Genomic DNA, 22,224 nt, shown 5'->3' with positions numbered 1-22,224 from the left:
GCCCAAAATGCTGGTTGAAACGCGACTTTCCGGTCACTTCCGTACCACGAAGCCCTGCAACACGCTCATGCATGTGAGGCCATTCATAGAATCAATAGTTAGAAAAGTCGCCCTAATTACCGGCAGCCTGTGTTTAACAAGCTACGCTGGCGGGACCCTGAAGAAAAAATTTGAACGCTTTGACGAATGTCCAGCGTACGATCAGCCACACAGAATTACCGGCCTGCCTGGCCAACCTCAGCCCGATGATGATGTCGGGCTTTTTATTGCCTGCTACGGATCGGGTTTCAGGCGAGTGCTTTCAGCGTGGCATCGATCTGCTGCAGAACCTCGGCCTCACCCTTCTCGCCCCAATACAGGGCAATCATTTGCTTGTCTGCTTCGACTTTGTAGACGTTGGCAGGCAATTTTTCGAAATGATCCAGCAGCATCCCATCCTCACAGACCTCCTGCCACTGATTGACCCACACACCCGGCGCCTTCTGCCAGTAACTCCAGCACGCCGGTCGCGTGCCACGGCGCGGCCGATGGTACTGAGCGCAAGGGCTCGGCGGCTCCTCGCTCAGCCAGTGCGGCCATTCCTGGGGCGCCAGCTGCATGGCCAGGCCAATGCGCCGCGCCTCCATGCGCAGGGCCATGCGCCCGCTCTGAGTACGGGAGGGTCGCAACCAGGCCAGCGGGCTCAAGACCACCAGCAGGATTGACACCACTATCCAGACCGTCATATCTGTACTCCCAATTCTTGATGAGCCCATTGAGTCACTTTGAAACCAATGCGCTTGAAACCAGCCATACTTACCAATATTGCAATCTCAGGAGGAGCACCTCATGCCCTACAACCACATTCTGGTCGCTGTAGATCTAACCGAAGAGTGCGATCCTGTAATCCACCGAGCTCGCGAACTCTCGGTGAGCAATGGCGCGAAGCTCTCCCTGGTGCATATCGTCGAACCGATGGCCATGGCCTTTGGCGGCGACGTGCCGATGGACCTTTCCCAGTTGCAACAGCAACAATTCGATCAGGCCAAAGAGCGCCTTGAGCGATTGATCGTGAAATACCCGGAACTCTCCAAGGAATACAGTCACTTGACCTACGGCCAGCCGCGCCAGGAGATTCACCACCTCGCCAAGGAGCAAACGTGCGACCTGATCGTGGTGGGCAGTCATGGCCGACACGGCCTGGCACTGCTGCTGGGCTCGACTGCCAATGACGTGCTGCATGGTGCGCCCTGCGATGTGCTCGCGGTGCGCCTGATCAAAAGCTGACAACACACCCCCCCTATAAAAAAGCCCGACACTCGAGTTACCGAAGTCGGGCTTTTTTATCGCCGGATCAATCAGGCATCCAGCTCGGCCCAGCGCTCGACCATCACGTCGAGTTCAGCCTGCAACTGCTCCAGCTGAGCGATCACTGCAGCTGTCTCGGCAGCAGGGCGCTGATAGAAACCGGCATCCGCCATCTGCACTTCAACCACCGCAATCTGCTGCTCCATGGCTTCGATCTGACTCGGCAACATTTCCAGCTCACGCTGCAACTTGTAGCTGAGCTTCTTCTTTGCCACCGGCGCCTCTACTGCCGCAGCGACTGGCACTGGTTCAGCAGTGACGACAGCCGAGTTCAGGTCGGCCTTGCCGGACTTGCTCTCGGTCACGCCCAACAGGCGCGGCGAGCCGCCCTGACGCAGCCAGTCCTGATAACCACCGACGTATTCGCGAACCTTGCCTTCGCCTTCGAAGACCAGGGTGCTGGTGACCACGTTGTCGAGGAATGCCCGGTCGTGGCTGACCATCAGCACAGTACCGTTGAAGGTCAGCAGGACCTCTTCCAGCAGCTCGAGGGTTTCCACGTCCAGGTCGTTGGTCGGCTCGTCGAGTACCAGCAGGTTCGCTGGTTTGCTGAACAGTTTGGCCAGCAACAGACGGGCACGCTCACCACCGGACAGCGCCTTCACCGGCGTGCGGGCACGCTGCGGGCTGAACAGGAAGTCGCCGAGGTAGCTCAGCACGTGACGGCTCTGACCATCGATATCGATGAAATCGCGACCTTCGGCCACGTTGTCGATCACGGTCTTTTCCAGGTCCAGCTGATGGCGCAACTGGTCGAAGTAGGCCACGTCGATGCGCGTCCCCTCTTCCACTTTGCCGCTGGTCGGTTGCAGACCGCTGAGCATCAGTTTCAGCAGCGTGGTCTTGCCGGTACCGTTGGCGCCAAGCAGACCGATACGGTCGCCGCGCGTCAGGACCATCGAGAAATCCTTGATCAGGAACGGGCCACCCGGGTGAGCGAAGCTCACGTTCTCGAGGACCATCACCTGCTTGCCGGACTTGTCAGCAGTGTCCAGCTGAATGTTGGCCTTGCCCGTGCGCTCACGACGCTCGCTACGCTCAACGCGCAGGGCTTTCAGGGCGCGGACGCGGCCTTCGTTACGGGTGCGACGCGCCTTGATGCCCTGGCGGATCCAGACTTCTTCCTGGGCCAGTTTCTTGTCGAACAGCGCGTTGGCGGTTTCTTCAGCAGCCAGAGTCGCCTCTTTGTGCACGAGGAAACTGGCGTAGTCGCCGTTCCAGTCGATCAGGCCACCGCGATCCAGTTCCAGAATGCGGGTCGCAAGGTTCTGCAGGAAGGAACGGTCGTGCGTGATAAACAGCACGGCGCCCTGGAAATCCTTCAGCGCTTCTTCGAGCCAGGCAATGGCGCCGATGTCCAAGTGGTTGGTCGGTTCGTCGAGCAACAGCAGATCCGGTTCGGAAACCAGGGCCTGAGCCAGCAGGACGCGGCGACGCCAGCCGCCGGACAATTCGGCGAGGGTCTTGTCGGCCGGCAGTTGCAAGCGGCTCAAGGTGCTGTCGACCAGTTGTTGCAAACGCCAGCCGTCGCGGGCCTCGAGGTCGTGCTGGACATGCATCAGTTTGTCCAGATCGGCGTCGGTGACGATGTTCTGGCTCAGGTGGTGATACTGCGCGAGCAGCTCGCCAACACCGTCCAGGCCTTCGGCAACCACGTCGAACACGGTCCGCTCGTCGGCTACCGGCAATTCTTGCGGCAATTCACCAATTTTCAGGCCAGGTGCGCGCCAAACAGAGCCTTCATCGGGCTTCTGGTCGCCCTTGACGAGCTTCATCATGCTGGACTTGCCAGTGCCGTTGCGGCCGATGATGCACACCCGCTCACCACGGGCGATCTGCCAGGACACCTTGTCCAACAACGGCATAGCGCCGAAAGCAAGGGACACATCGCTGAATTTGAGCAGGGTCATGAGCTTCTCCAAAAACCGGGCGCGCATTCTACCTGACTTGAGGCTTCAGAAGGCCGGCAATTTCAATGTCGAAGCACTCTGCACAACAATTGTTGCGAACTTGTGCCGACAGCTCGGCAAAGCTTTCGCCCGCTGCTGGCAAAAGGCTAAGCTACAGACAATTCAGTGCCGCTCTTGCCGGCACTTGTCATGATTTCTCTGCCCGGACGTCTCATGCGCAGTCGCCTTTTCAATCTTTTTTCGTGTTTGCTTCTTACAGCCGCTGCCGCTCAATCCGCCCAGGCGGTGGACCTGTCCACCCAACGCCAGTACTACGATGAAGCCAAGCGTGCCTTGGCCAAAGGCGATTCCGGCCCTTATTTCCGTTACAGCCAGGCTCTGAGCGATTATCCGCTGGAGCCCTATCTGGCTTATGACGAACTGACCGCGCGCCTGAAAACCGCGAGCAACGCCGAAATCGAGAAATTCCTCGCCGAACACGGTGACCTGCCCCAAGCCAACTGGATGAAGTTGCGCTGGCTGCGCTGGCTGACCGAACGCGGCGATTGGGCAACCTTCGTTAAATATTATGACCCCAAGCTCAATTTCACCGAACTGGACTGCCTGAACGCGCAGTATCAGATCAGCCATAACCGCAAGGCTGAAGGCTACGCCAACGCCGATAAACTCTGGCTGACCGGCAAAACCCAACCCGACGCTTGCGATGCTGTGTTCGGCATGTGGGCCGCCGATGGTCAACTGACTGAACAGAAACGCTGGGAACGCACCAAGCTCGCCGCCCAGGCACGCAACTATCCGCTGGCCAACAGCCTGATCAACGGCCTGACGACACTCGCCCCGCGCGGTCGACTGCTGGTGGATGTGGCGCAGAAACCCGAGCTGCTCAATCAGCCGTCGCGCTTCACCCCGGCGGATGAACCGATGTCCGACATCGTCAGCCTCGGCCTGCGCCGCCTGGCCCGTCAGGATCCGGACAAGGCCATGGACCTGCTCGACGGTTACGCCAGCAGCATGCACTTCTCCCGCGACGAAAAAGTCGCGATTGCCCGGGAAATCGGGCTGACCCTTGCTCGTCGTTTCGACAGCCGCGCGCTGGACGTAATGACCAAATACGACCCGGAACTGCGGGACAACACCGTTTCCGAATGGCGTTTACGCCTGCTGTTGCGCCTGGCCCGTTGGGAAGATGCCTATGAGCTGACCCGTCGCCTGCCTCAGGACCTGGCCACCACCAACCGCTGGCGTTACTGGCAGGCTCGCAGCCTGGAGCTGGCGCAGCCACAGAATCCGCAAGCGCAGACGCTTTACAAGGGCCTGGCTCGCGAGCGCGACTTCTACGGTTTCCTGGCGGCCGATCGCTCGCAATCCCCCTATTCGCTGAACAACAAACCGCTGGTGCTCAGCCAGGCGCTGATCAACAAGGTGCGCAATACCCCAGGCGTGCGACGCGCCCTGGAATTCCATGCCCGCGGGCAGATCGTCGACGGTCGTCGCGAGTGGTACCACGTCAGCCGGCACTTCAGCCGTGACGAAATGGTCGCCCAGGCGAAACTGGCTTACGACCTGAAATGGTATTTCCCAGCGATCCGCACCATCAGTCAGGCGAAGTACTGGGACGACCTGGATATTCGCTTCCCGATGGCCCACCGCGAAACCCTGGTCCGTGAAGCCAAGGTCCGTGGCCTGCATTCGAGCTGGGTGTTCGCCATCACCCGCCAGGAAAGCGCTTTCATGGCCGATGCACGCTCCGGCGTCGGTGCCAGCGGCCTGATGCAACTGATGCCCGGTACCGCCAAGGAAACCGCACGCAAGTTCAGCATTCCCCTCGCTTCGCCGCAGCAAGTATTCGATCCGGACAAGAACATTCAGCTCGGTGCCGCTTACCTGAGCCAGGTCCACAGCCAGTTCAACGGCAACCGCGTCCTCGCCTCCGCCGCCTACAACGCCGGCCCCGGCCGCGTACGTCAATGGCTGCGTGGCGCCGACCACCTGAGCTTCGATGTGTGGGTGGAAAGCATCCCGTTCGACGAAACCCGGCAGTACGTGCAAAACGTGCTGTCGTACTCGGTGATCTACGGCCAGAAGCTCAACTCACCACAACCGTTGGTGGATTGGCATGAACGCTACTTTGACGATCAATGAGCCTGCTTTGAAACGCTGACAAAAATGCCCGCATCGATTGATGCGGGCATTTTTTATGGTGCTCTACTTGGTCGGTTACTTAGTCGGTTACTTGGTCGGTTGGGGCATAGCGCCCATCACTAAACTGCAACGCAGCCAACCGTGCATACAGTGCATTACTTGCAATCAACTCCTGATGCGTCCCCACCGCCACCAGTTTTCCTTGGTCCATCACCGCGATCCTGTCAGCGTTTTTCACTGTGGCTAACCGATGGGCGATGACCAGTGTGGTGCGATTTTTCATCAGGCTGGGCAGGGCTTGCTGGATCAGGTGCTCGCTCTGGGCGTCGAGGGCGCTGGTGGCTTCGTCCAGCAGCAGGATTGGTGCGTCCACCAGCAGCGCCCGGGCGATAGCCAGGCGTTGGCGTTGCCCGCCGGATAATCCGAGACCAGCGTCGCCGAGGTGAGTCTGGTAGCCGTTGGGCATTTGCTCGATGAAGTCGTGGGCGTAGGCGATTTTCGCGGCTTCCTGGACTTGGGCCAAAGTCGCTGTCGGGTGACCGTAGCGAATGTTCTCTTCGATGCTGCCAAAGAACAGCGCCGGGGTTTGCGAGACGAGGGCGAAGCAGCGACGCAGGTCCAGAGGATCGAGTTGGGTCAGCGGCACACCGTCCAGCAGGATGCGTCCTTCAATGGGGTCGTAAAAGCGCAACAGCAGGTCATACACCGTAGACTTGCCGGCACCGGACGGCCCGACCAACGCAAGCGTTTCGCCGGCGTTGATCGTCAGATTCAGACCATCGACGGCATAGCTTTCTGGACGCGACGGGTAGCAAAAGCGCACATCTTGCAGTACCAGATCGCCCTTCACCCGCTCAGGCAAAGTCACCAGGCCCTGGGTCGGTGGCTGGATGATGTTTTCCGAACGCAATAACTCGGCAATCCGCTCCGCCGCCCCCGCCGCTCGCTGCAGTTCACCGATCACTTCACTCAACGTGCCGAAGGCACCGCCGACGATCAGGCTGTAAAAGACGAACGCTGCCAGCTCACCCGCGGAAATGCGGCCGGCGATGACATCCATGCCACCGACCCAGAGCATCACCCCGACTGCGCCCAACACCAGCAGGATCACCAGGGTAATCAACCAGGCTCGCTGGAAGATGCGCTTGCGGGCAGTGTTGAAAGCCTCTTCCACGGTCGTGGCAAAACGCTGCTCGTCCTGAACCTGATGGTTGTAGGCCTGCACGGTTTTGATCTGACTCAGTGTTTCAGAGACATAGCTGCCGATATCGGCAATCCGGTCCTGGCTCAGACGCGACAGGGTGCGCACCCGGCGACCAAAAATCAGGATCGGCGCGACCACCAGCGGCAACGCGACCACCACGATACTGGTGAGTTTGGGGTTGGTGATAAACAGCAAGACGATCCCGCCGATCACCATCAGCCCATTACGCAGGAACAGCGACAGCGAAGAGCCGATCACCGATTGCAGCAGCGTGGTGTCGGCGGTCAGCCGCGACTGGATCTCGGAGCTGCGGTTGTCTTCATAGAACCCCGGATGCAGGTAGACCAGATGGTTGAATACCTGTCGGCGGATGTCGGCGACAACGCGCTCGCCGATCCACGACACCAGGTAAAACCGTGCAAAGGTGCCAATCGCCAGACCGATCACCAGCAGCATGAACACGCCGATGGATCGGTTGAGCAAATGCGGCGACTGGGTCATGAAACCCTGGTCCACCAACAGGCGAATCCCCTGCCCCATGGACAAGGTGATGCCAGCAGTGACGATCAACGCCAGCAAAGCGCCAAAGGCCGGCCAGCGATAAGGCGCGAGGAAACGGCTGGCCAGACGAATGGCGCGGCGGTGACGGGAAGAGAGCATGAAGATCATCCGATGGCGCAACCAATGGCTTTAACTCGACCAAGCCTACACCGCCCAACGGGATTGAACGCGGTAAATCATAATGAGTCAGGTTAATTATGACCGCCAAGACTAGTGGCTAGAGATTATTGGTCTAAAGTCCGGGTGGAAACGTCAGGGTATTTCTGATGGACTGAAGATGCCGACCTGAAAGATCGCAGGGAGTTGTCACAGCCCGGTCACCTGGCGGTTCTACAGTAAGCACACAACCTGATGAGGAGACAGGCCATGTCCTTGCAAAACAGCAGCGATGACAAGATTCCAGTGATCCGCACGCAGCCAGACCAGTCTCTGGGTTGCTCGATTATTGATAAGGATGGGCACGAAGTACCGATCACTGAAAACATGATCCAGGACGCTTGCCGCGAACTGGAGAAGCGATTGGTCAAGCCTGCCGAACAAGAGTGATGTAGCCACCGTCTTCTTGACCCGGCCTTGTTGGCCGGGTTTTTTATGGGTGCCTTTTGAGGGTGCTGCGCACCCTATCGCGAGCAAGCCCGCTCCCACAGGATTACCGCGATTCCAAAATTGACGCATGACCTGTGGGAGCGTGGCTTGCCCGCGATAAGGCCTATGCGGTACTCAGACAGCCGAAGCCCCCAACGCCGCCGCAATCCGCTGCAACGCTGGCGAATCCCCGTCGATCCGCACCTTCAACCCATCGATCTCACGCCGCAGCGGGTAATGCTTGCGCAGTGCATCGAACGCCGCACGCTGCTCGCTCACGCTGCCTACAAGGCTGCGGCGGAAATTCGCATCGTCACGGCGTGGGTCGTACACGCCACGGCACAACATCGCCAGCGCCCAGGCTGGATCGCTGTCGGCGTTCAACGTCACCGCCGACAACCACGGTGCCGGCAGCAAATCGTTCAGGCGGACCTGTTCCGGTTGCCCAAGGAACTCACAAAGCGCCTGATAGATCTGCGCCGTCCCGCGCTGTCTGCCGTCGAGGCTGTAACCGGCAATGTGCGGCGTCGCCAGCACACACAACTCGGCCAGTGCCACATCAACCTCAGGTTCCCCCTCCCAGACATCCAGCACCGCTTGCAGGTCTTCACGTTCCAACAGCACCTGGCGCAGAGCGGCATTGTCGATGACCGGGCCACGACTGGCGTTGATCAGCCAGGCGCCGGGCTTGAGTTGGTTCAAGCGGTTTTTATCGAACAGATGCCAGGTCGACTGAGGGCCTTGCTTGTCTAGCGGAGTGTGCAGACTGATGACGTCGCATTGCTCGATGATCTGCTCGAGGCTGACGTAATCGCCCCCTTCGGCCGCTTGCCTTGGGGGATCGCAGACCCGCACGTTCCAGCCCAGGCCTTGCAGAACCTGGACCAGCCGCCCGCCCACTTCACCGGCGCCGACCACACCGTAGGTGCGTTGAGTCAGGTCGGCACCTTCGATTTCGGCCAGGGTCAGCAGGCTGCCCAGCACGTAATCGACCACACCCCGGGCATTGCAGCCTGGGGCGCTGGACCAGGTAATGCCGGCCTGTTGAAAGTAATCCAGATCCAGGTGATCAGTGCCGATGGTGCAGGTGCCGACAAAGCGCACCTTGCTGCCTTCGAGCAATGCGCGGTTGACGTTGGTCACCGACCGCACCAACAGCACATCGGCCTGCTCGACAGTGGCGCGGTCGATGGCACGTCCCGGTACCCGGCGGATTTCACCGAAACCTGCGAAGAAGGCATCGAGCAGCGGGATATTTTCGTCGGCAACAATCAGCATGGCAGGCTCCTTTGGCGGATCGGCAGTTTAGGCGGAGATGACCGTGATGGGCCAGCAGGCATTGTTCACTTGTCCCCGATCCAAACATCTCCTTGTGGCGAGGGGGCTTGCCCCCGCTGGGCTGCGAAGCGGCCCCAAAAACCCGATGACTCGGTTTAATCAGACGTACCCAATGCTATGGATTGGCGACTGCTTCGCAGCCGAACGGGGGCAAGCCCCCTCGCCACAGGGAATATCGCAACGTCCGAAAACCATTTACAAATCCCTAACACAGGACTTTTCCTGACCACTGCGTCAAGGCGTAGAATGCGCCGCCTTGCGCATCAAAACCTTTTGGACGTTTCGCCTTGAATTCCGTGACTGACCGCCCGACCGCTATTTCCCTCAATCGCCCGGCCCGGGTTCGCCTGGAGCTGAAAAACCTGCTTGGCCTGGCGTTGCCGATCATGATCGCGCAACTGGCGACCACCGCGATGGGCTTCGTCGATGCGGTGATGGCCGGTCGTGTCGGGCCTCGAGATCTGGCGGCCGTCGCGCTGGGCAACTCGATCTGGGTGCCGGTGTTTCTGCTGATGACCGGCACACTGCTGGCCACCACCCCGAAAGTCGCTCAGCGCTTCGGCGCCGGCACGCACAGCGAGATCGGCCCGATCGTGCGTCAGGCGTTGTGGTTGGCGCTGGTGGTGGGTTTGATGGCGACCGGCATGCTGTTCAGCGCCGAACCGATCCTGCACATCATGAAGGTCGACCCCGAGCTGATCGGCCCGTGCATGCAGTATCTGCACGGCATCGCCAGCGGCCTGCCCGCCGTCGCGCTCTATCACGTGCTGCGCTGTTTCAGTGATGGCCTGGGTCGCACCCGCCCGGCCATGGTCCTTGGCCTGTGCGGGCTGGCGCTGAATATTCCACTGAACTACATCTTCATCTATGGCCACTTTGGTGTGCCGGCCATGGGCGGTGTCGGCTGCGGCTGGGCCACGGCGATCGTGATGTGGGTGATGGCGTTGGGCATGGCCGGCTGGGAGCGCTGGGCGCCGGCCTATCAGTCGAGCCAGTTGTTCAGCCGTTTCGATTGGCCGCAGTGGTCGGTGATCAAGCGTCTGCTGGGCATCGGCCTGCCAATCGGTATCGCGGTGTTCGCCGAGTCGAGCATCTTCGCCGTGATCGCCCTGCTGATCGGCAGCCTCGGCGCCACCGTGGTCGCCGGGCATCAGATTGCGCTGAACTTCAGCTCGCTGGTGTTCATGATCCCCTACTCCCTCGGCATGGCCGTGACCGTGCGTGTCGGCCAGGCACTGGGCCGTGAGGAACCACGCGAAGCCCGCTTCGCCGCCGGTGTCGGCATGGGCACTGCCCTGGCTTATGCGTGCCTGTCGGCGAGCATGATGTTGTTGCTGCGCGAACCCATCGCTGCGATTTACACCGCCGACCCGACGGTGATTCACGTGGCCGCGATGCTGATCGTGTATTCGGCGCTGTTCCAGTTTTCCGATGCGATCCAGGTGACGGCGGCAGGCGCACTGCGTGGCTATCAGGACACGCGGGTGACGATGATCCTGACGCTGTTCGCGTACTGGGGGATTGGTTTGCCGGTGGGTTACGCCTTGGGCCTGACCGACTGGTTCGGTGCACCGAGCGGCCCGAGCGGGCTGTGGCAGGGTTTGATCGTAGGCTTGAGTTGCGCGGCGCTGATGCTGTCGATCCGCCTGACGCGCAGTGCACGCAAGCGGATCCGCATCAGTCGTTCGGCGGGTTAAGCGAGCGCAAAAAAGGGCCTGCAGATGCAGGTGATGAACACCGCAGCCCCTGTGGGAGCGAGCCTGCTCGCGATAGCGGTGGGTCAGCCAACATTGATGCTGACCGTACCGCCGTCATCGCGAGCAGGCTCGCTCCCACAAGTTGCACCTCTTAACTGACTGCCATTGTGCATAGACAGGCTCTTTTTTTGGCCCGTTAAGCGAGTTTCTTGCGGATCCAGTAGAGGTAGGTGCCTGCCTCTTCGTGCTGCGCGACCAGTTCGTGGTCGAGAAACACGCAAAACTTGGGGATGTCGCGACGGGTCGACGGGTCGGTGGCGATCACCTTCAGCAGGCCGCCAGGCACCAGGTCACGGATGTGCTGGTGCAGCATCATCACCGGTTCCGGGCAATTGAGGCCAGTGGCGTCGAGGGTGCCGTCTACCGGCGTATCGATCATTTCACTCATGGTTTACTCCTGAAACTTGCCGGCATTGTCGCGCATTGCCGGGTGTTCGGTCATCTATGGCAGAACGCCGCCGCCCCTGTAGGAGCGAGGCTTGCCCGCGAAGGCCTCACTGTGGTTCTACAGATACACCGCAGCGAGGCCTTCGCGGGCAAGCCTCGCTCCTACAGGGGGGTGGTGTAGCTTAACGGGACTTGGGTTTCTTTGCGTCGAGCCGGCGAAGGTGGCAGGTCACTTCCTCACGGTCGTGATACAGCTGCTTGCAGCCGATCTCGACCCGAATACCCCGCGCCTTGAACCCGTCGGCAATACGTTCCAGCAAGCGCTTCACTTCGGCATAGCGCTGTTTCATCGGCAGCTTGAGGTTGACCACCGCTTCCCGGCAATGCCCCTCGCCAATCCACTCTTCCAGCATCGCCGCGTTGCGCGCCGGTTTCTCGACGATGTCGCAGACCATCCAGTCGACCGGTTGCTTGGGCTTGAAGGTGAAACCGTCAGCCATCAAATGCTGCACCAAACCGGTGTCCATCAGGCTTTCGGCCATCGGGCCGTTGTCGATGGCGGTCACCAGCATGCCGCGGTTGACCAGCTGCCAGGTCCAGCCGCCGGGTGCGGCGCCGAGGTCGACACCGGTCATGTCGCTGTGCAGGCGCTCGTCCCACTGATCCCGCGGGATGAAATGGTGCCAGGCCTCTTCCAGCTTGAGGGTCGAACGGCTCGGCGCTTCACGCGGGAATTTCAGGCGTGGAATGCCCATCGGCCACATCGCCGAATTGTTCGATTCCGCCAGGCCCATGAACACTTCGCGACCGCTCTTGAAGGTCAGCAGCAGGCGTGGCTTGTGGGCGTCTTCCACCAGTTTGCCGGCCGCCATCAGCGCCTTGCGCAGGTGGCCTTCGAATTTCTTGCAGAAGTTCGACAATTCCTTGCCATCGTTGGTGTCGACCATTTCCAGCCACAGGCTGCCGCACAGAGGGAAATCCGCCATGTGCGCGAGGATCACGCTGATGCGGTCGGTTTCCGGCAGATCGATAAAGATCCCGCGAGCCCACTGGCGAGGGAAGATCAGATCGGCGAAGCGCTGGCCCCGCATCAGGCGCTCGGCGCCGTCTTCTTCGGTGCAGATAAATTCGGCGCAGGCGCTGGCGGTCTTGGCCTTGGCATAACCGGCCACGTTCAGCCGCGCGGCATGTTCGGAAATCTCGGAACAGACTTCGCTTTCGAAGCCCGGCCGGCAATGCATAAAGAGGGTGTTCATTCTTACTCCTGGGCAGTTGGCGAAGAATTCAGCCACTGCGCGATGCCCAGACTTGCGTTGAAGCAAAGCCTGTCACGAAAACCGGCGCATGATAGCCGAGATCGGAACCTTGGACTTGCCCGTAGAGTCCAGTTATTAGCCTTAACGCATAAACAGGGCTAGGTTTAGAGCTCTGTCCTTCCCGTCAGTCCGTAGCCGTGCGGATTTAAAGGAGTCATTTCAATGCCGTCCCTCGATAGCCTGAAAACCCTTAAAACCTTACAAGTCGACGACAAGACCTATCACTATTTCAGCCTGCCCGAAGCCGCCAAAAGCCTGGGCGATCTGGACAAGCTGCCGATGTCGTTGAAAGTGTTGCTGGAAAACCTGCTGCGCTGGGAGGACGAAAAAACCGTCACCGGCGCTGATCTCAAGGCGATTGCCGCCTGGCTCAAGGAGCGTCGCTCCGATCGCGAAATCCAGTACCGCCCGGCACGGGTATTGATGCAGGACTTTACCGGCGTCCCCGCCGTGGTCGACCTGGCCGCCATGCGCGCCGCCATGGCCAAGGCCGGCGGCGACCCGCAGCGAATCAATCCGCTGTCGCCGGTTGACCTGGTGATCGACCACTCGGTGATGGTCGACAAGTACGCCAGCTCAAGCGCCTTCGGACAGAACGTCGACATCGAAATGCAGCGCAACCACGAGCGCTACGCCTTCCTGCGCTGGGGTCAGAGCGCCTTTAACAATTTCAGCGTGGTGCCACCGGGCACCGGCATCTGCCACCAGGTCAACCTCGAGTACCTGGGGCGCACGGTCTGGACCAAGGACGAGGACGGTCGCACCTATGCGTTCCCGGACACCTTGGTTGGCACCGACTCTCACACCACCATGATCAACGGCCTCGGCGTGCTCGGCTGGGGTGTGGGCGGGATCGAAGCGGAAGCAGCGATGCTCGGCCAACCGGTGTCGATGCTGATTCCGGAAGTGATCGGTTTCAAACTCACCGGCAAGCTCAAGGAAGGCATTACCGCCACCGACCTGGTGCTGACGGTGACCCAGATGCTGCGCAAGAAAGGTGTGGTCGGCAAATTCGTCGAGTTCTACGGCGACGGCCTCGCCGACTTGCCGCTGGCCGACCGCGCGACCATCGCCAACATGGCCCCGGAGTATGGCGCCACCTGCGGCTTCTTCCCCGTGGACGAGGTGACACTGGAATATTTGCGCCTGTCCGGCCGCACCCCGCAAACCGTGAAACTGGTGGAGGCCTACAGCAAGGTCCAGGGCCTGTGGCGCCTGCCCGGCAAGGAGCCGGAGTTCACCGACAGCCTGGCCTTGGACATGGGTAGCGTCGAAGCCAGCCTCGCCGGGCCAAAACGCCCGCAGGACCGCGTCTCGCTGCCGAATGTCGCGCAAGCGTTCACTGACTTTCTCGGCCTGCAATTCAAACCGCCCAGCAAGGAAGAAGGTCGCCTCGAAAGTGAGGGGGGCGGTGGCGTCGCGGTGGGTAACGCCGATCTGATCGGCGAAGCGGATTACCACCACGAAGGGAGTACTTATCGGCTGAAAAACGGCGCGGTGGTGATCGCCGCCATCACGTCCTGCACCAACACCTCCAATCCCAGCGTGATGATGGCGGCCGGGCTGGTGGCGAAGAAAGCCGTGGAGAAAGGCCTGAAGCGCAAGCCGTGGGTCAAGAGTTCTCTGGCTCCCGGTTCGAAAGTGGTCACCGACTACTACAAGGCAGCGGGCCTGACCCAATACCTTGATGAACTCGGTTTTGCCCTAGTCGGTTATGGCTGCACCACCTGCATCGGCAACTCCGGACCGTTGCCGGAGCCGATCGAAAAAGCCATTCAGAAAGCCGACCTGACCGTCGCCTCGGTGCTCTCGGGCAACCGCAACTTTGAAGGTCGCGTGCATCCGCTGGTGAAAACCAACTGGCTGGCCTCCCCGCCTCTGGTCGTCGCCTATGCGTTGGCCGGGACAGTGCGCATCGACATCAGCAGCGAGCCATTGGGCAACGACAAGGACGGTCACCCGGTTTATCTGCGAGACATTTGGCCAAGCACCAAAGAAATCGCCGACGCGGTGACTCAGGTGAACACCGCCATGTTCCACAAGGAGTACGCCGAAGTGTTTGCCGGCGACGAGCAGTGGCAGGCGATCGAAGTGCCGCAGGCGGCGACTTATGTCTGGAACAACGATTCGACGTATATCCAGCATCCGCCATTTTTCGACGACATCAGTGGCCCTGCGCCGGTGGTCAAGGACGTCGAAGGGGCGAAAGTCCTGGCGCTGCTTGGCGATTCGGTGACCACCGACCACATCTCCCCGGCCGGCAACATCAAGGCTGACAGCCCTGCCGGCCATTACTTGCGCGAGCAAGGGGTGGAACCGCGGGACTTCAACTCCTATGGCTCCCGTCGCGGCAACCATCAAGTGATGATGCGCGGCACCTTCGCCAACATCCGCATTCGCAACGAGATGCTCGGCGGTGAAGAAGGCGGCAACACGATTTATATTCCGACCGGAGAGAAGCTGCCGATCTACGACGCGGCCATGCGTTACCAGGCGTCGGGGACACCGCTGGTAGTGATCGCCGGGCAAGAATACGGCACCGGCTCAAGCCGCGACTGGGCGGCCAAGGGCACCAACCTGCTGGGGGTAAAAGCGGTCATCGCGGAAAGCTTCGAGCGGATTCATCGTTCCAACCTGGTGGGCATGGGCGTATTACCGTTGCAGTTCAAACTGGATCAGAACCGCAAGAGCCTGAACCTCACCGGCAAGGAAACCCTGGACATCCTTGGCCTGACGGGCGTCGAACTGACTCCGCGCATGAACCTGACACTGGTCATCACACGCGAAGATGGCAGCAAGGAAAAGATTGAGGTGTTGTGCCGGATCGATACGCTCAACGAGGTGGAATACTTCAAGGCTGGCGGGATTTTGCATTATGTGTTGCGGCAATTGATTGCCTCGTAACAGCCTGCTGACAACGACACCGCCTTCGGGCGGTGTTTTTGTTTATGCGGTGTACGTCTCTATAATTGCGCGCCTTTGTGTCGATCACAGAACAAATGTCTGTGGCGAGGGGGCTTGCCCCCGTTTGGGTGCGTAGCACTCACAAAATCTTTGATACATCAGAGATTTCAGGACTGCTTCGCAGCCCAACGGGGGCAAGCCCCCTCGCCATAGGCCGCTCCCACAGACGGACCGAGGCACATCGCAGAATCTCTGAAACAAGGACTTCAAATGATCGCTCTGCCATGGATCTATCTGGCACTTCTCTCCCTCGGCTACAGCCTGGCTCTGGTCTACGGCCATCTCGGCTGGCTGGCTGCCCTCTCTTTCGGGTTACTGCTGATTGCCGGTTTCGCCGTTCGCCAGCAACAGGTTCCCATTGGCCGCTACCTTGGCCACGGCTTGTTCATCGTCCTGGCGGTGGCGCTGGCGATGCACTGGCTTCCCGGTTTCTTCAACGGTCGCGCCATTGATCCCCAGCGTTTCACCGACGATGCCGTGCCGTTTGCCATGTACCTGAATCAGGACAAACCGCTGATTGGTTTCTGGCTGTTGCTGGTTTGTCCATGGATTGTCGGCCGGCGCTCGCTGCGGCTGTCCGTTTATGCCACCGCCCTCGCCCTGACCGTGAGCGCCGTGCTGGCCTTGGGTGGCGCGCTGTTGCTGGGCGTGATCAGTTGGGCACCGAAGTGGCCGGATCAAGCCTGGTTGTGGATGCTGAACAATCTGTTGCTGGTGACGCTGGTGGAAGAAGCGCTGTTTCGCGGCTACATCCAGGGCGGCCTGAGCCGGCAGTTCAAACACCTGCCTTATGGCGAGAATCTCGCGTTGTTGCTCGCATCAATGCTGTTCGGCCTCGTTCATCTGGGCGCTGGCTGGCAATGGGTGTTGCTGGCAGGCCTCGCGGGTGTCGGTTATGGCCTGGCCTATCGTTTTGGCGGGTTGGGCGCGGCTATCGCCACCCACTTTGGTTTAAATCTGCTGCATTTCGGGCTGTTCACTTATCCGATGCTCGCCGGCTGACGCAATAGTCGTTTTGCGACGCGTCACTGATTTATGAAAAAAACATTTCAATAAATACCTGACGATGCCGACAACCTTTCAAAGCCTTGCGGATTGAAAAAGCCATGCGTAACAACCAGCCCATTACACAACGCGAACGGACCTTCCCGGCTCAGCAACGGTTGATTTCCACCACCGATGCCAAGGGCGTGATCACCTACTGCAACGACGCTTTCGTCGAAATCAGCGGGTTTTCTCGTGAGGAACTGATCCGTGCACCGCACAACCTGGTCCGTCACCCCGACGTCCCGGCTGCGGTGTTCGCGCACATGTGGGGCACACTGAAACAAGGCTTGCCATGGATGGGCATCGTCAAGAATCGCTGCAAGACCGGTGACCACTACTGGGTTAACGCCTATGTCACACCGGTGTTCGACGGCAATCAGGTGATCGGTTACGAGTCGGTGCGGGTCAAACCCACCGCCGAACAGATCCGCCGCGCCGAAGCGCTCTACCAACGCATCAACCAGGGCAAGTCGGCGGTTCCCTCTACAGACAAATGGCTGCCGGTGCTTCAGGACTGGCTGCCGTTCATTCTGGTCAGCCAGCTGAGTTTCATGATCGGCGCCACCCTGACGTCCCAATGGGGCTTCGCCCTCGCCGCCGGCCTTTCGGTGCCGTTGGGCTTAATGGGTTTGAGCTGGCAACAGCGCGGTATCAAGCGTTTGCTGCGCCTGGCCGAACAGACCACGTCCGACCCATTGATCGCGCAGATGTACACCGACAGCCGTGGCGCCCAGGCACGCCTGGAGATGTCGATCCTCAGTCAGGAAGCACGCCTGAAAACCTGTTTGACCCGTTTGCAGGACACTGCCGAACACCTCACCGAACAAGCGAAACAGTCCGACGCCCTGGCCCACAACAGCTCCAGCGGCCTGGAACGTCAACGCGTCGAAACCGAGCAAGTGGCAACCGCTGTGAATCAGATGGCCGCCACCACTCAGGAAGTCGCCAGCCACGTGCAGCGCACCGCTGACGCCACTCAGGAAGCCAATCGCCTGACCGGTCGTGGTCGCGACATCGCCGGGGAAACCCGCGAAGCCATTCAGCGCCTGTCGGTTGTCGTCGGTGAAACCGGCCTGACCGTGACTCAACTGGCCAAGGACAGCGACGAAATTGGCGGCGTGGTCGATGTAATCAAAGGCATCGCCGACCAGACCAACCTGCTGGCCTTGAACGCTGCGATTGAAGCCGCGCGTGCCGGCGAGATGGGCCGTGGTTTTGCGGTGGTGGCCGACGAAGTACGCCAATTGGCACAACGCACCAGCGAATCCACCGGGCAGATTCACGCCCTGATCGCCAAGCTGCAGCAAACCGCCAGCACCGCGGTGCAAACCATGGAAGCCGGGCATCGCCAAGCCGAAGAAGGTGTCGCGCGGGTACTGGAAGCGGACCAGGCGCTGGTGGGTATTAGCGAAGCGGTGGCCAATATCACCGACATGACCACCCAGATCGCTGCCGCCACCGAAGAGCAAAGCGCCGTCGCCGAAGAAATCAGCCGTAACATCAGCAACATCTCACAACTGGCTGACCAGACCTCGGAACAGGCACAGCACTCGGCGCTGTTGAGTGAAGAACTGACCAAGACCGCGAATACCCAGTATTCGTTGGTGGAGCGGTTTAATCGCTGATAGTTCTGGCAATACAAAAACCCCGGATGGCGAGAGCTTCCGGGTTTGTCGTTTCAGCCCAAGGCGCAACGACCGCTTGTCTTAAACCCGCCTTGACCTGTCAGATCTGACAGTAGCCAGTGCTCTCCAATCGGTGTGTGATGCATTCCAGCCACCACCCGGCCTGTTACGGTCAAGAGAGCATCATGGATATCCAGTCCTCTGCGTTGAATGAAATCTTTACCCTGTATCCGGTGCACGTACCAGGCTGGGTGACGCCGATCAAACCGCCCCTGCGCGCCGACGGTGGCATCCCCCGCTCTCTCTACGACGGCAAACCTGACGGTCTGCAATGCGTGATTGATCCGTGGACTGAGCTGCAGTGTGTCGGCCAGATCAAGGCGGCCTACGATTCGGTTGCACTGTATGTCAATGAAGAGTCCACGCCGGTGCGCACCGCCACTGTTCAACCCGGCGACGAGCAAATGCGCATCGCCCTGAACATTCCACACGGACACTTGATTCACCGCGTCAACCGCCTGTATTACAAAGTGACCCGCCTCGGTGGAAACATCGGAACGTCGCGCGACCTGTTCGTGCTCTATCACCTGCGCGGGCCGGCCAACCTTGACCTGATGATCCCGCCTGACGTGGTCGCCAACGGCGTGAGCGCTGAACGGGCGGCGCAAGGGGTTCAATTCATTTTTAACTACACCACCCCTGAGCCTTATGACCTTGTGCGTTTGCGGATTGGCAATCAGTCGTTCACCCAAGAGGTGACCGACCCTCCAACCCCCGTGACTGTGACGCTGTACACCGCCGATTTTGAGAAAACGGGCGACGGTGAGCTCGACGTCGACTATGTAGTGACCGACCAGTTGGGTAACTCCGCTATCTCCGAGGTCACGACCCTGGACGTTCACCTCACCCGCCCTTTCGATCCGGCCGCCCCGACCGTGCAGGGCCAGACCGGCGACAACTTCAGCCCGACCCAGCCGGAAATTCGCGTGCTGGTGCCAAAGGGTTCGCTGTTGCCCGACGACAAACTGATTGTGCAATGGAAAGGTGCTACGGCAGTGGCTGACGGCTCCTACACCAGTCCGCAGCAACTGGTCAGTGTCGGACTGGAAATCGCGGTGCCGCGCTCAGTGCTCGCGTATAGCCTGGGCAAAATCGTCACCGTGGACTACATCATCGAACGCCATGGTGTGAAGAGCACTTCTCTGCCATTGATGCTGAACATCTTGACCTTGCCAGACAGTGCCATGATCCCGCCAGTTATCATCGAAGCCGATGCGAACAATATGCTCGATGTGTTCGCCCTTGGCACGAAAGACGCGACCATCCATGCACTGCTCTGGATCCTGATCGACGCCGGGCAACAGGTGTGGATGAGTCTGGAAGGCAAAAAGGCCGATGGCAGTGCTCACAACCTGCCGGTGTGGAATGGTGGCAACTTCAAAGTCAACGAAGAGTGGCTCAATCAGGGATTCTGGCCATATACGCTCGCCAACAGTTACCTGAAACAACTGGGCAACGGCTCGACGCTAACGATCAAATTCAAGGCTTCGCTGGATAAATCCAATGAGGTTGCGAATGCGGTGGTGTTTCTGGATCGGGTTTATACGATCAAGGCTATTGAGCTGGCCGACCCAACGATCGATAGTGTGAAAGGCACAGCCAGTGACGAGCCGATCCCAGACAAAAGCGACACCGTTGAAAAAGACATAACCCTCAGTGGCAAAGCCAGCAGCGGCCTACAAGTCGAGGTCTTCGACGGCACAGTCTCCAAAGGCAAGCCCACGGCTGACCCGGCCACCGGCATTTGGACCCTGGCCGTCACGGGCCTGAGCGAAGCGATCCACATTTTTACCGCCAAGGCACTGTATGGCAGTGGTCAGGTTTCGGCTGAGTGGACATTGACCGTCGTGGCCTCCTTGAATCTGGACAAACCCTGGATCAAGGAAAACAACGCCGGCCTCGTACTCAATCCGGTGCTGGCCAAAGACAGCTTGACCGTTGTAATCCCCCTCAACGCCGAACTGCGCCCCGATGATCAGGTCAGCGTTATCTGGGAAGGGGCCGCCGGCACGCCAGCGGGTGGTTCGCACACCTCCGCTCCACGGCCACTGGGCACCGACCGGGAGTTCCCAATCCCGAACAGTGTGGTGGCGTTCAACCTGAACAAAAATGTGAAGGTGTCCTACGTCGTTACACGCAGTGGCAAGTCGACCCCTTCACTCGTCTTTTATCTGGCTGTGTTGTCATTTCAGTTGACCGACCTCACCCGTCCGCGCTTTGTAGAGGCTGACAACAACGGCGAAGGCCCGGAGCTCAATGTGGGCAATCTGACTGACGCCACCATTCGCATGGGCGACTGGCCATTGATCGCCCTGGGGCAGTACGTCTGGTTATCCCTGCAAGGCACTTATGCCAACAACACCCAGTACAACGCAATCATCTGGAATGCACCGAGTGCTCAGGTCAGGCAGTCGTGGATCGACAACGGCTATAACACTCAGAACTTTAGCTTGATAAGCCTCAGAAACCTTAAGGACGGCAGTCCCCTGACCATGACCTTCAAAGCCGCACTAGGTCAGAGTACGTCCGAGGCCCAGGCTGTACCCTTCCCCGTGCGCACCTACACGATCAAAGCGCTTGTGGACATGCGCCCGGAAATCACCCAGGTGCAAGACTCCCAAGGGGTGGAAATTCTCCCTGGCAATAACACCGTCGACACCACGGTCAAGCTTTCGGGGACGGGGAGTAAAGGTCAAAAAGTCCAGATCAAGGACGGCGACACCGTCAAAGGTGAGGCGACGATTGATCCGACGACGGGCCTGTGGCAACTGACCATGGCAGGCTTGAGCGTGGCGCAGCATAGCTTCACCGCCACCGCCCTGTATGGCAGTGGGCAGGTATCGGATCCGTGGATATTGACCGTATTGACCCCCTTGGTCATCGACACGAGTACTATGGTGTTGGACGGCATTAAGCTGCTCCAGAATTATGGCTGGGCCACCAAAGTGGTCGCGGGCAACGTGGGATCTCGTCGGCCCACAGGCGGCACGCCCCCATACTATTACCGATCCACCGAATCGAGTATTTGTACAGTAAATAACGCTGGGGAAGTTGCCGGCATCGGCAATGGGAGTTCCGAGATAGAGGTCACAGACAGCGCAGGTCGAACGGCCCACTACCCGGTTGAGGTTCTAAATGTGTATCGTCTGGTTCGGAGCTCGCAAACGTTCCCCCGGGACCCGGGTCTCCAATGGATTCGGTCCCAGCCCGGGAGCATAGGATACGTCGATTACCCCACAGATTACCTCGGGGAAACTCTGATCCGAGCAGTCGCAGCTAATTTTTCCCACCTCCGCAGCAACGGCCCGTACACCGACACACACTCATACCTGCTGATCGGGGAATCAACCGAAGGGTATTACGACGAGGAATACAACGGGCTACATCTCACCCCCACGACCGATTCCGGTGGGCTCATGAGTTTATCCGTCTACGACGACCAAGACTTCTACTTCTGGACCCACGCCCTCGCATTCTGCCGGGTCTAGGCCCTCTCTAGATACGAACAATGGTATCCACGCTAAGCGGCCCTCCTCGATGGGGAGGCGCTTAGCGCTTGCTCCTAAAGCTGGCGTTTTTTCGATGGGTTGAAGTTAATACAAGAGGTTATTGGACGGGATAACGCTTTCCCTGGAAAGTGAAGCCCCGGCCAATAGGTCCGAACACTGTTTTATCCGAATATTTTCTTGAATCACGCACAACAATATGTGGCTCATGTATTGAACCGCGAAAAAAAACAATCCGGAACGATATGAACTCTAATAACTATCACTGCCTTGACGGTATGCAGCCTGGCTTTGTTCAGGCTCTCTTACTTTAAAAAAACAACATTTTAAATCATGCGGTGAAATTTAAGCTGTCGTTGGATTTTTCCAAATTTGAAGAAGTGGTCAATCAACACCTGCTCAATTACCTGCAGCCCCCCCATCAATACCATTCGCCCCGCGCTGGGTGCACTGTGCGAGTTTTGGTTCGCTTCGC

Annotated in this window: 14 protein-coding genes; 8 read left to right on the top strand and 6 right to left on the bottom strand. The window is 59.4% G+C overall.

All coding sequences use genetic code 11. From position 1 onward, the window contains the following. Positions 1-287 precede the first annotated feature (287 nt). Positions 288-725 carry a hypothetical protein gene (locus AB7M22_RS06135; protein ID WP_454185570.1) on the bottom strand — a complete coding sequence of 146 codons (438 nt, stop codon included), beginning with the start codon at positions 723-725 and terminating at the stop codon, positions 288-290. A gap of 103 nt (positions 726-828) precedes the next feature. Between AB7M22_RS06135 and AB7M22_RS06130 the strand changes: the two genes are divergently transcribed. Then, positions 829-1,266, top strand: coding sequence for a universal stress protein (locus tag AB7M22_RS06130; protein ID WP_007907790.1), 438 nt, complete (start codon positions 829-831; stop codon positions 1,264-1,266). A gap of 71 nt (positions 1,267-1,337) precedes the next feature. Here AB7M22_RS06130 and AB7M22_RS06125 read toward each other — a convergent pair whose 3' ends face one another. After that, a complete protein-coding gene (locus tag AB7M22_RS06125; RefSeq protein WP_454185569.1) occupies positions 1,338-3,257 on the bottom strand; it encodes an ATP-binding cassette domain-containing protein in 1,920 nt (639 codons plus the stop codon). A 213-nt stretch (positions 3,258-3,470) separates the two neighbouring features. Here AB7M22_RS06125 and AB7M22_RS06120 point away from each other — a divergent pair, with 213 nt between their 5' ends. Beyond that, positions 3,471-5,399, top strand: coding sequence for a transglycosylase SLT domain-containing protein (locus tag AB7M22_RS06120; RefSeq protein ID WP_454185568.1), 1,929 nt, complete (start codon positions 3,471-3,473; stop codon positions 5,397-5,399). Between the two features lie 79 nt (positions 5,400-5,478). Here AB7M22_RS06120 and AB7M22_RS06115 read toward each other — a convergent pair whose 3' ends face one another. Then, positions 5,479-7,263 (bottom strand): ABC transporter transmembrane domain-containing protein, encoded by a 1,785-nt coding sequence (locus tag AB7M22_RS06115; RefSeq protein ID WP_454185567.1) that lies wholly within the window; start codon positions 7,261-7,263, stop codon positions 5,479-5,481. A 267-nt stretch (positions 7,264-7,530) separates the two neighbouring features. Between AB7M22_RS06115 and AB7M22_RS06110 the strand changes: the two genes are divergently transcribed. After that, complete coding sequence (locus AB7M22_RS06110; protein WP_007907798.1) at positions 7,531-7,710, top strand: PA1571 family protein; 180 nt, start codon at positions 7,531-7,533, stop codon at positions 7,708-7,710. A gap of 174 nt (positions 7,711-7,884) precedes the next feature. Here the strand turns inward: AB7M22_RS06110 and pdxB are convergent, their stop codons facing one another. Continuing rightward, a complete protein-coding gene (gene pdxB / locus AB7M22_RS06105; protein ID WP_454185566.1) occupies positions 7,885-9,027 on the bottom strand; it encodes a 4-phosphoerythronate dehydrogenase PdxB in 1,143 nt (380 codons plus the stop codon). Between the two features lie 347 nt (positions 9,028-9,374). Between pdxB and AB7M22_RS06100 the strand changes: the two genes are divergently transcribed. Continuing rightward, entirely contained in the window at positions 9,375-10,784 is a 1,410-nt protein-coding gene (locus AB7M22_RS06100; protein WP_454185565.1) for an MATE family efflux transporter, read from the top strand. Positions 10,785-10,980: 196 nt separating this feature from the next. Here AB7M22_RS06100 and tusA read toward each other — a convergent pair whose 3' ends face one another. Both tusA and rlmM read right to left on the bottom strand, forming a co-directional pair. Further along, positions 10,981-11,232 carry a sulfurtransferase TusA gene (tusA, locus tag AB7M22_RS06095; protein WP_007907805.1) on the bottom strand — a complete coding sequence of 84 codons (252 nt, stop codon included), beginning with the start codon at positions 11,230-11,232 and terminating at the stop codon, positions 10,981-10,983. Between the two features lie 181 nt (positions 11,233-11,413). Further along, on the bottom strand, positions 11,414-12,487 hold the full coding sequence (rlmM, locus tag AB7M22_RS06090) for a 23S rRNA (cytidine(2498)-2'-O)-methyltransferase RlmM (RefSeq protein ID WP_454185564.1): 1,074 nt from the start codon (positions 12,485-12,487) through the stop codon (positions 11,414-11,416). A gap of 222 nt (positions 12,488-12,709) precedes the next feature. On the opposite strand from rlmM, the gene acnA reads away from it, so the two are divergent. From acnA to AB7M22_RS06070, 4 genes are all read left to right on the top strand, one after another. Beyond that, on the top strand, positions 12,710-15,451 hold the full coding sequence (acnA, locus tag AB7M22_RS06085; RefSeq protein WP_454185563.1) for an aconitate hydratase AcnA: 2,742 nt from the start codon (positions 12,710-12,712) through the stop codon (positions 15,449-15,451). A gap of 270 nt (positions 15,452-15,721) precedes the next feature. Beyond that, positions 15,722-16,513 (top strand): CPBP family intramembrane glutamic endopeptidase, encoded by a 792-nt coding sequence (locus AB7M22_RS06080; protein ID WP_454185562.1) that lies wholly within the window; start codon positions 15,722-15,724, stop codon positions 16,511-16,513. A 104-nt stretch (positions 16,514-16,617) separates the two neighbouring features. Continuing rightward, positions 16,618-18,183 (top strand): methyl-accepting chemotaxis protein, encoded by a 1,566-nt coding sequence (locus AB7M22_RS06075; RefSeq protein WP_454185561.1) that lies wholly within the window; start codon positions 16,618-16,620, stop codon positions 18,181-18,183. A gap of 185 nt (positions 18,184-18,368) precedes the next feature. Continuing rightward, positions 18,369-21,731 (top strand): hypothetical protein, encoded by a 3,363-nt coding sequence (locus tag AB7M22_RS06070; RefSeq protein ID WP_454185560.1) that lies wholly within the window; start codon positions 18,369-18,371, stop codon positions 21,729-21,731. Positions 21,732-22,224 lie beyond the last annotated feature (493 nt).

Source organism: Pseudomonas sp. ADAK2 TE3594, assembly GCF_053628675.1.
This window is presented reverse-complemented; position numbering and strand designations above follow the sequence as displayed.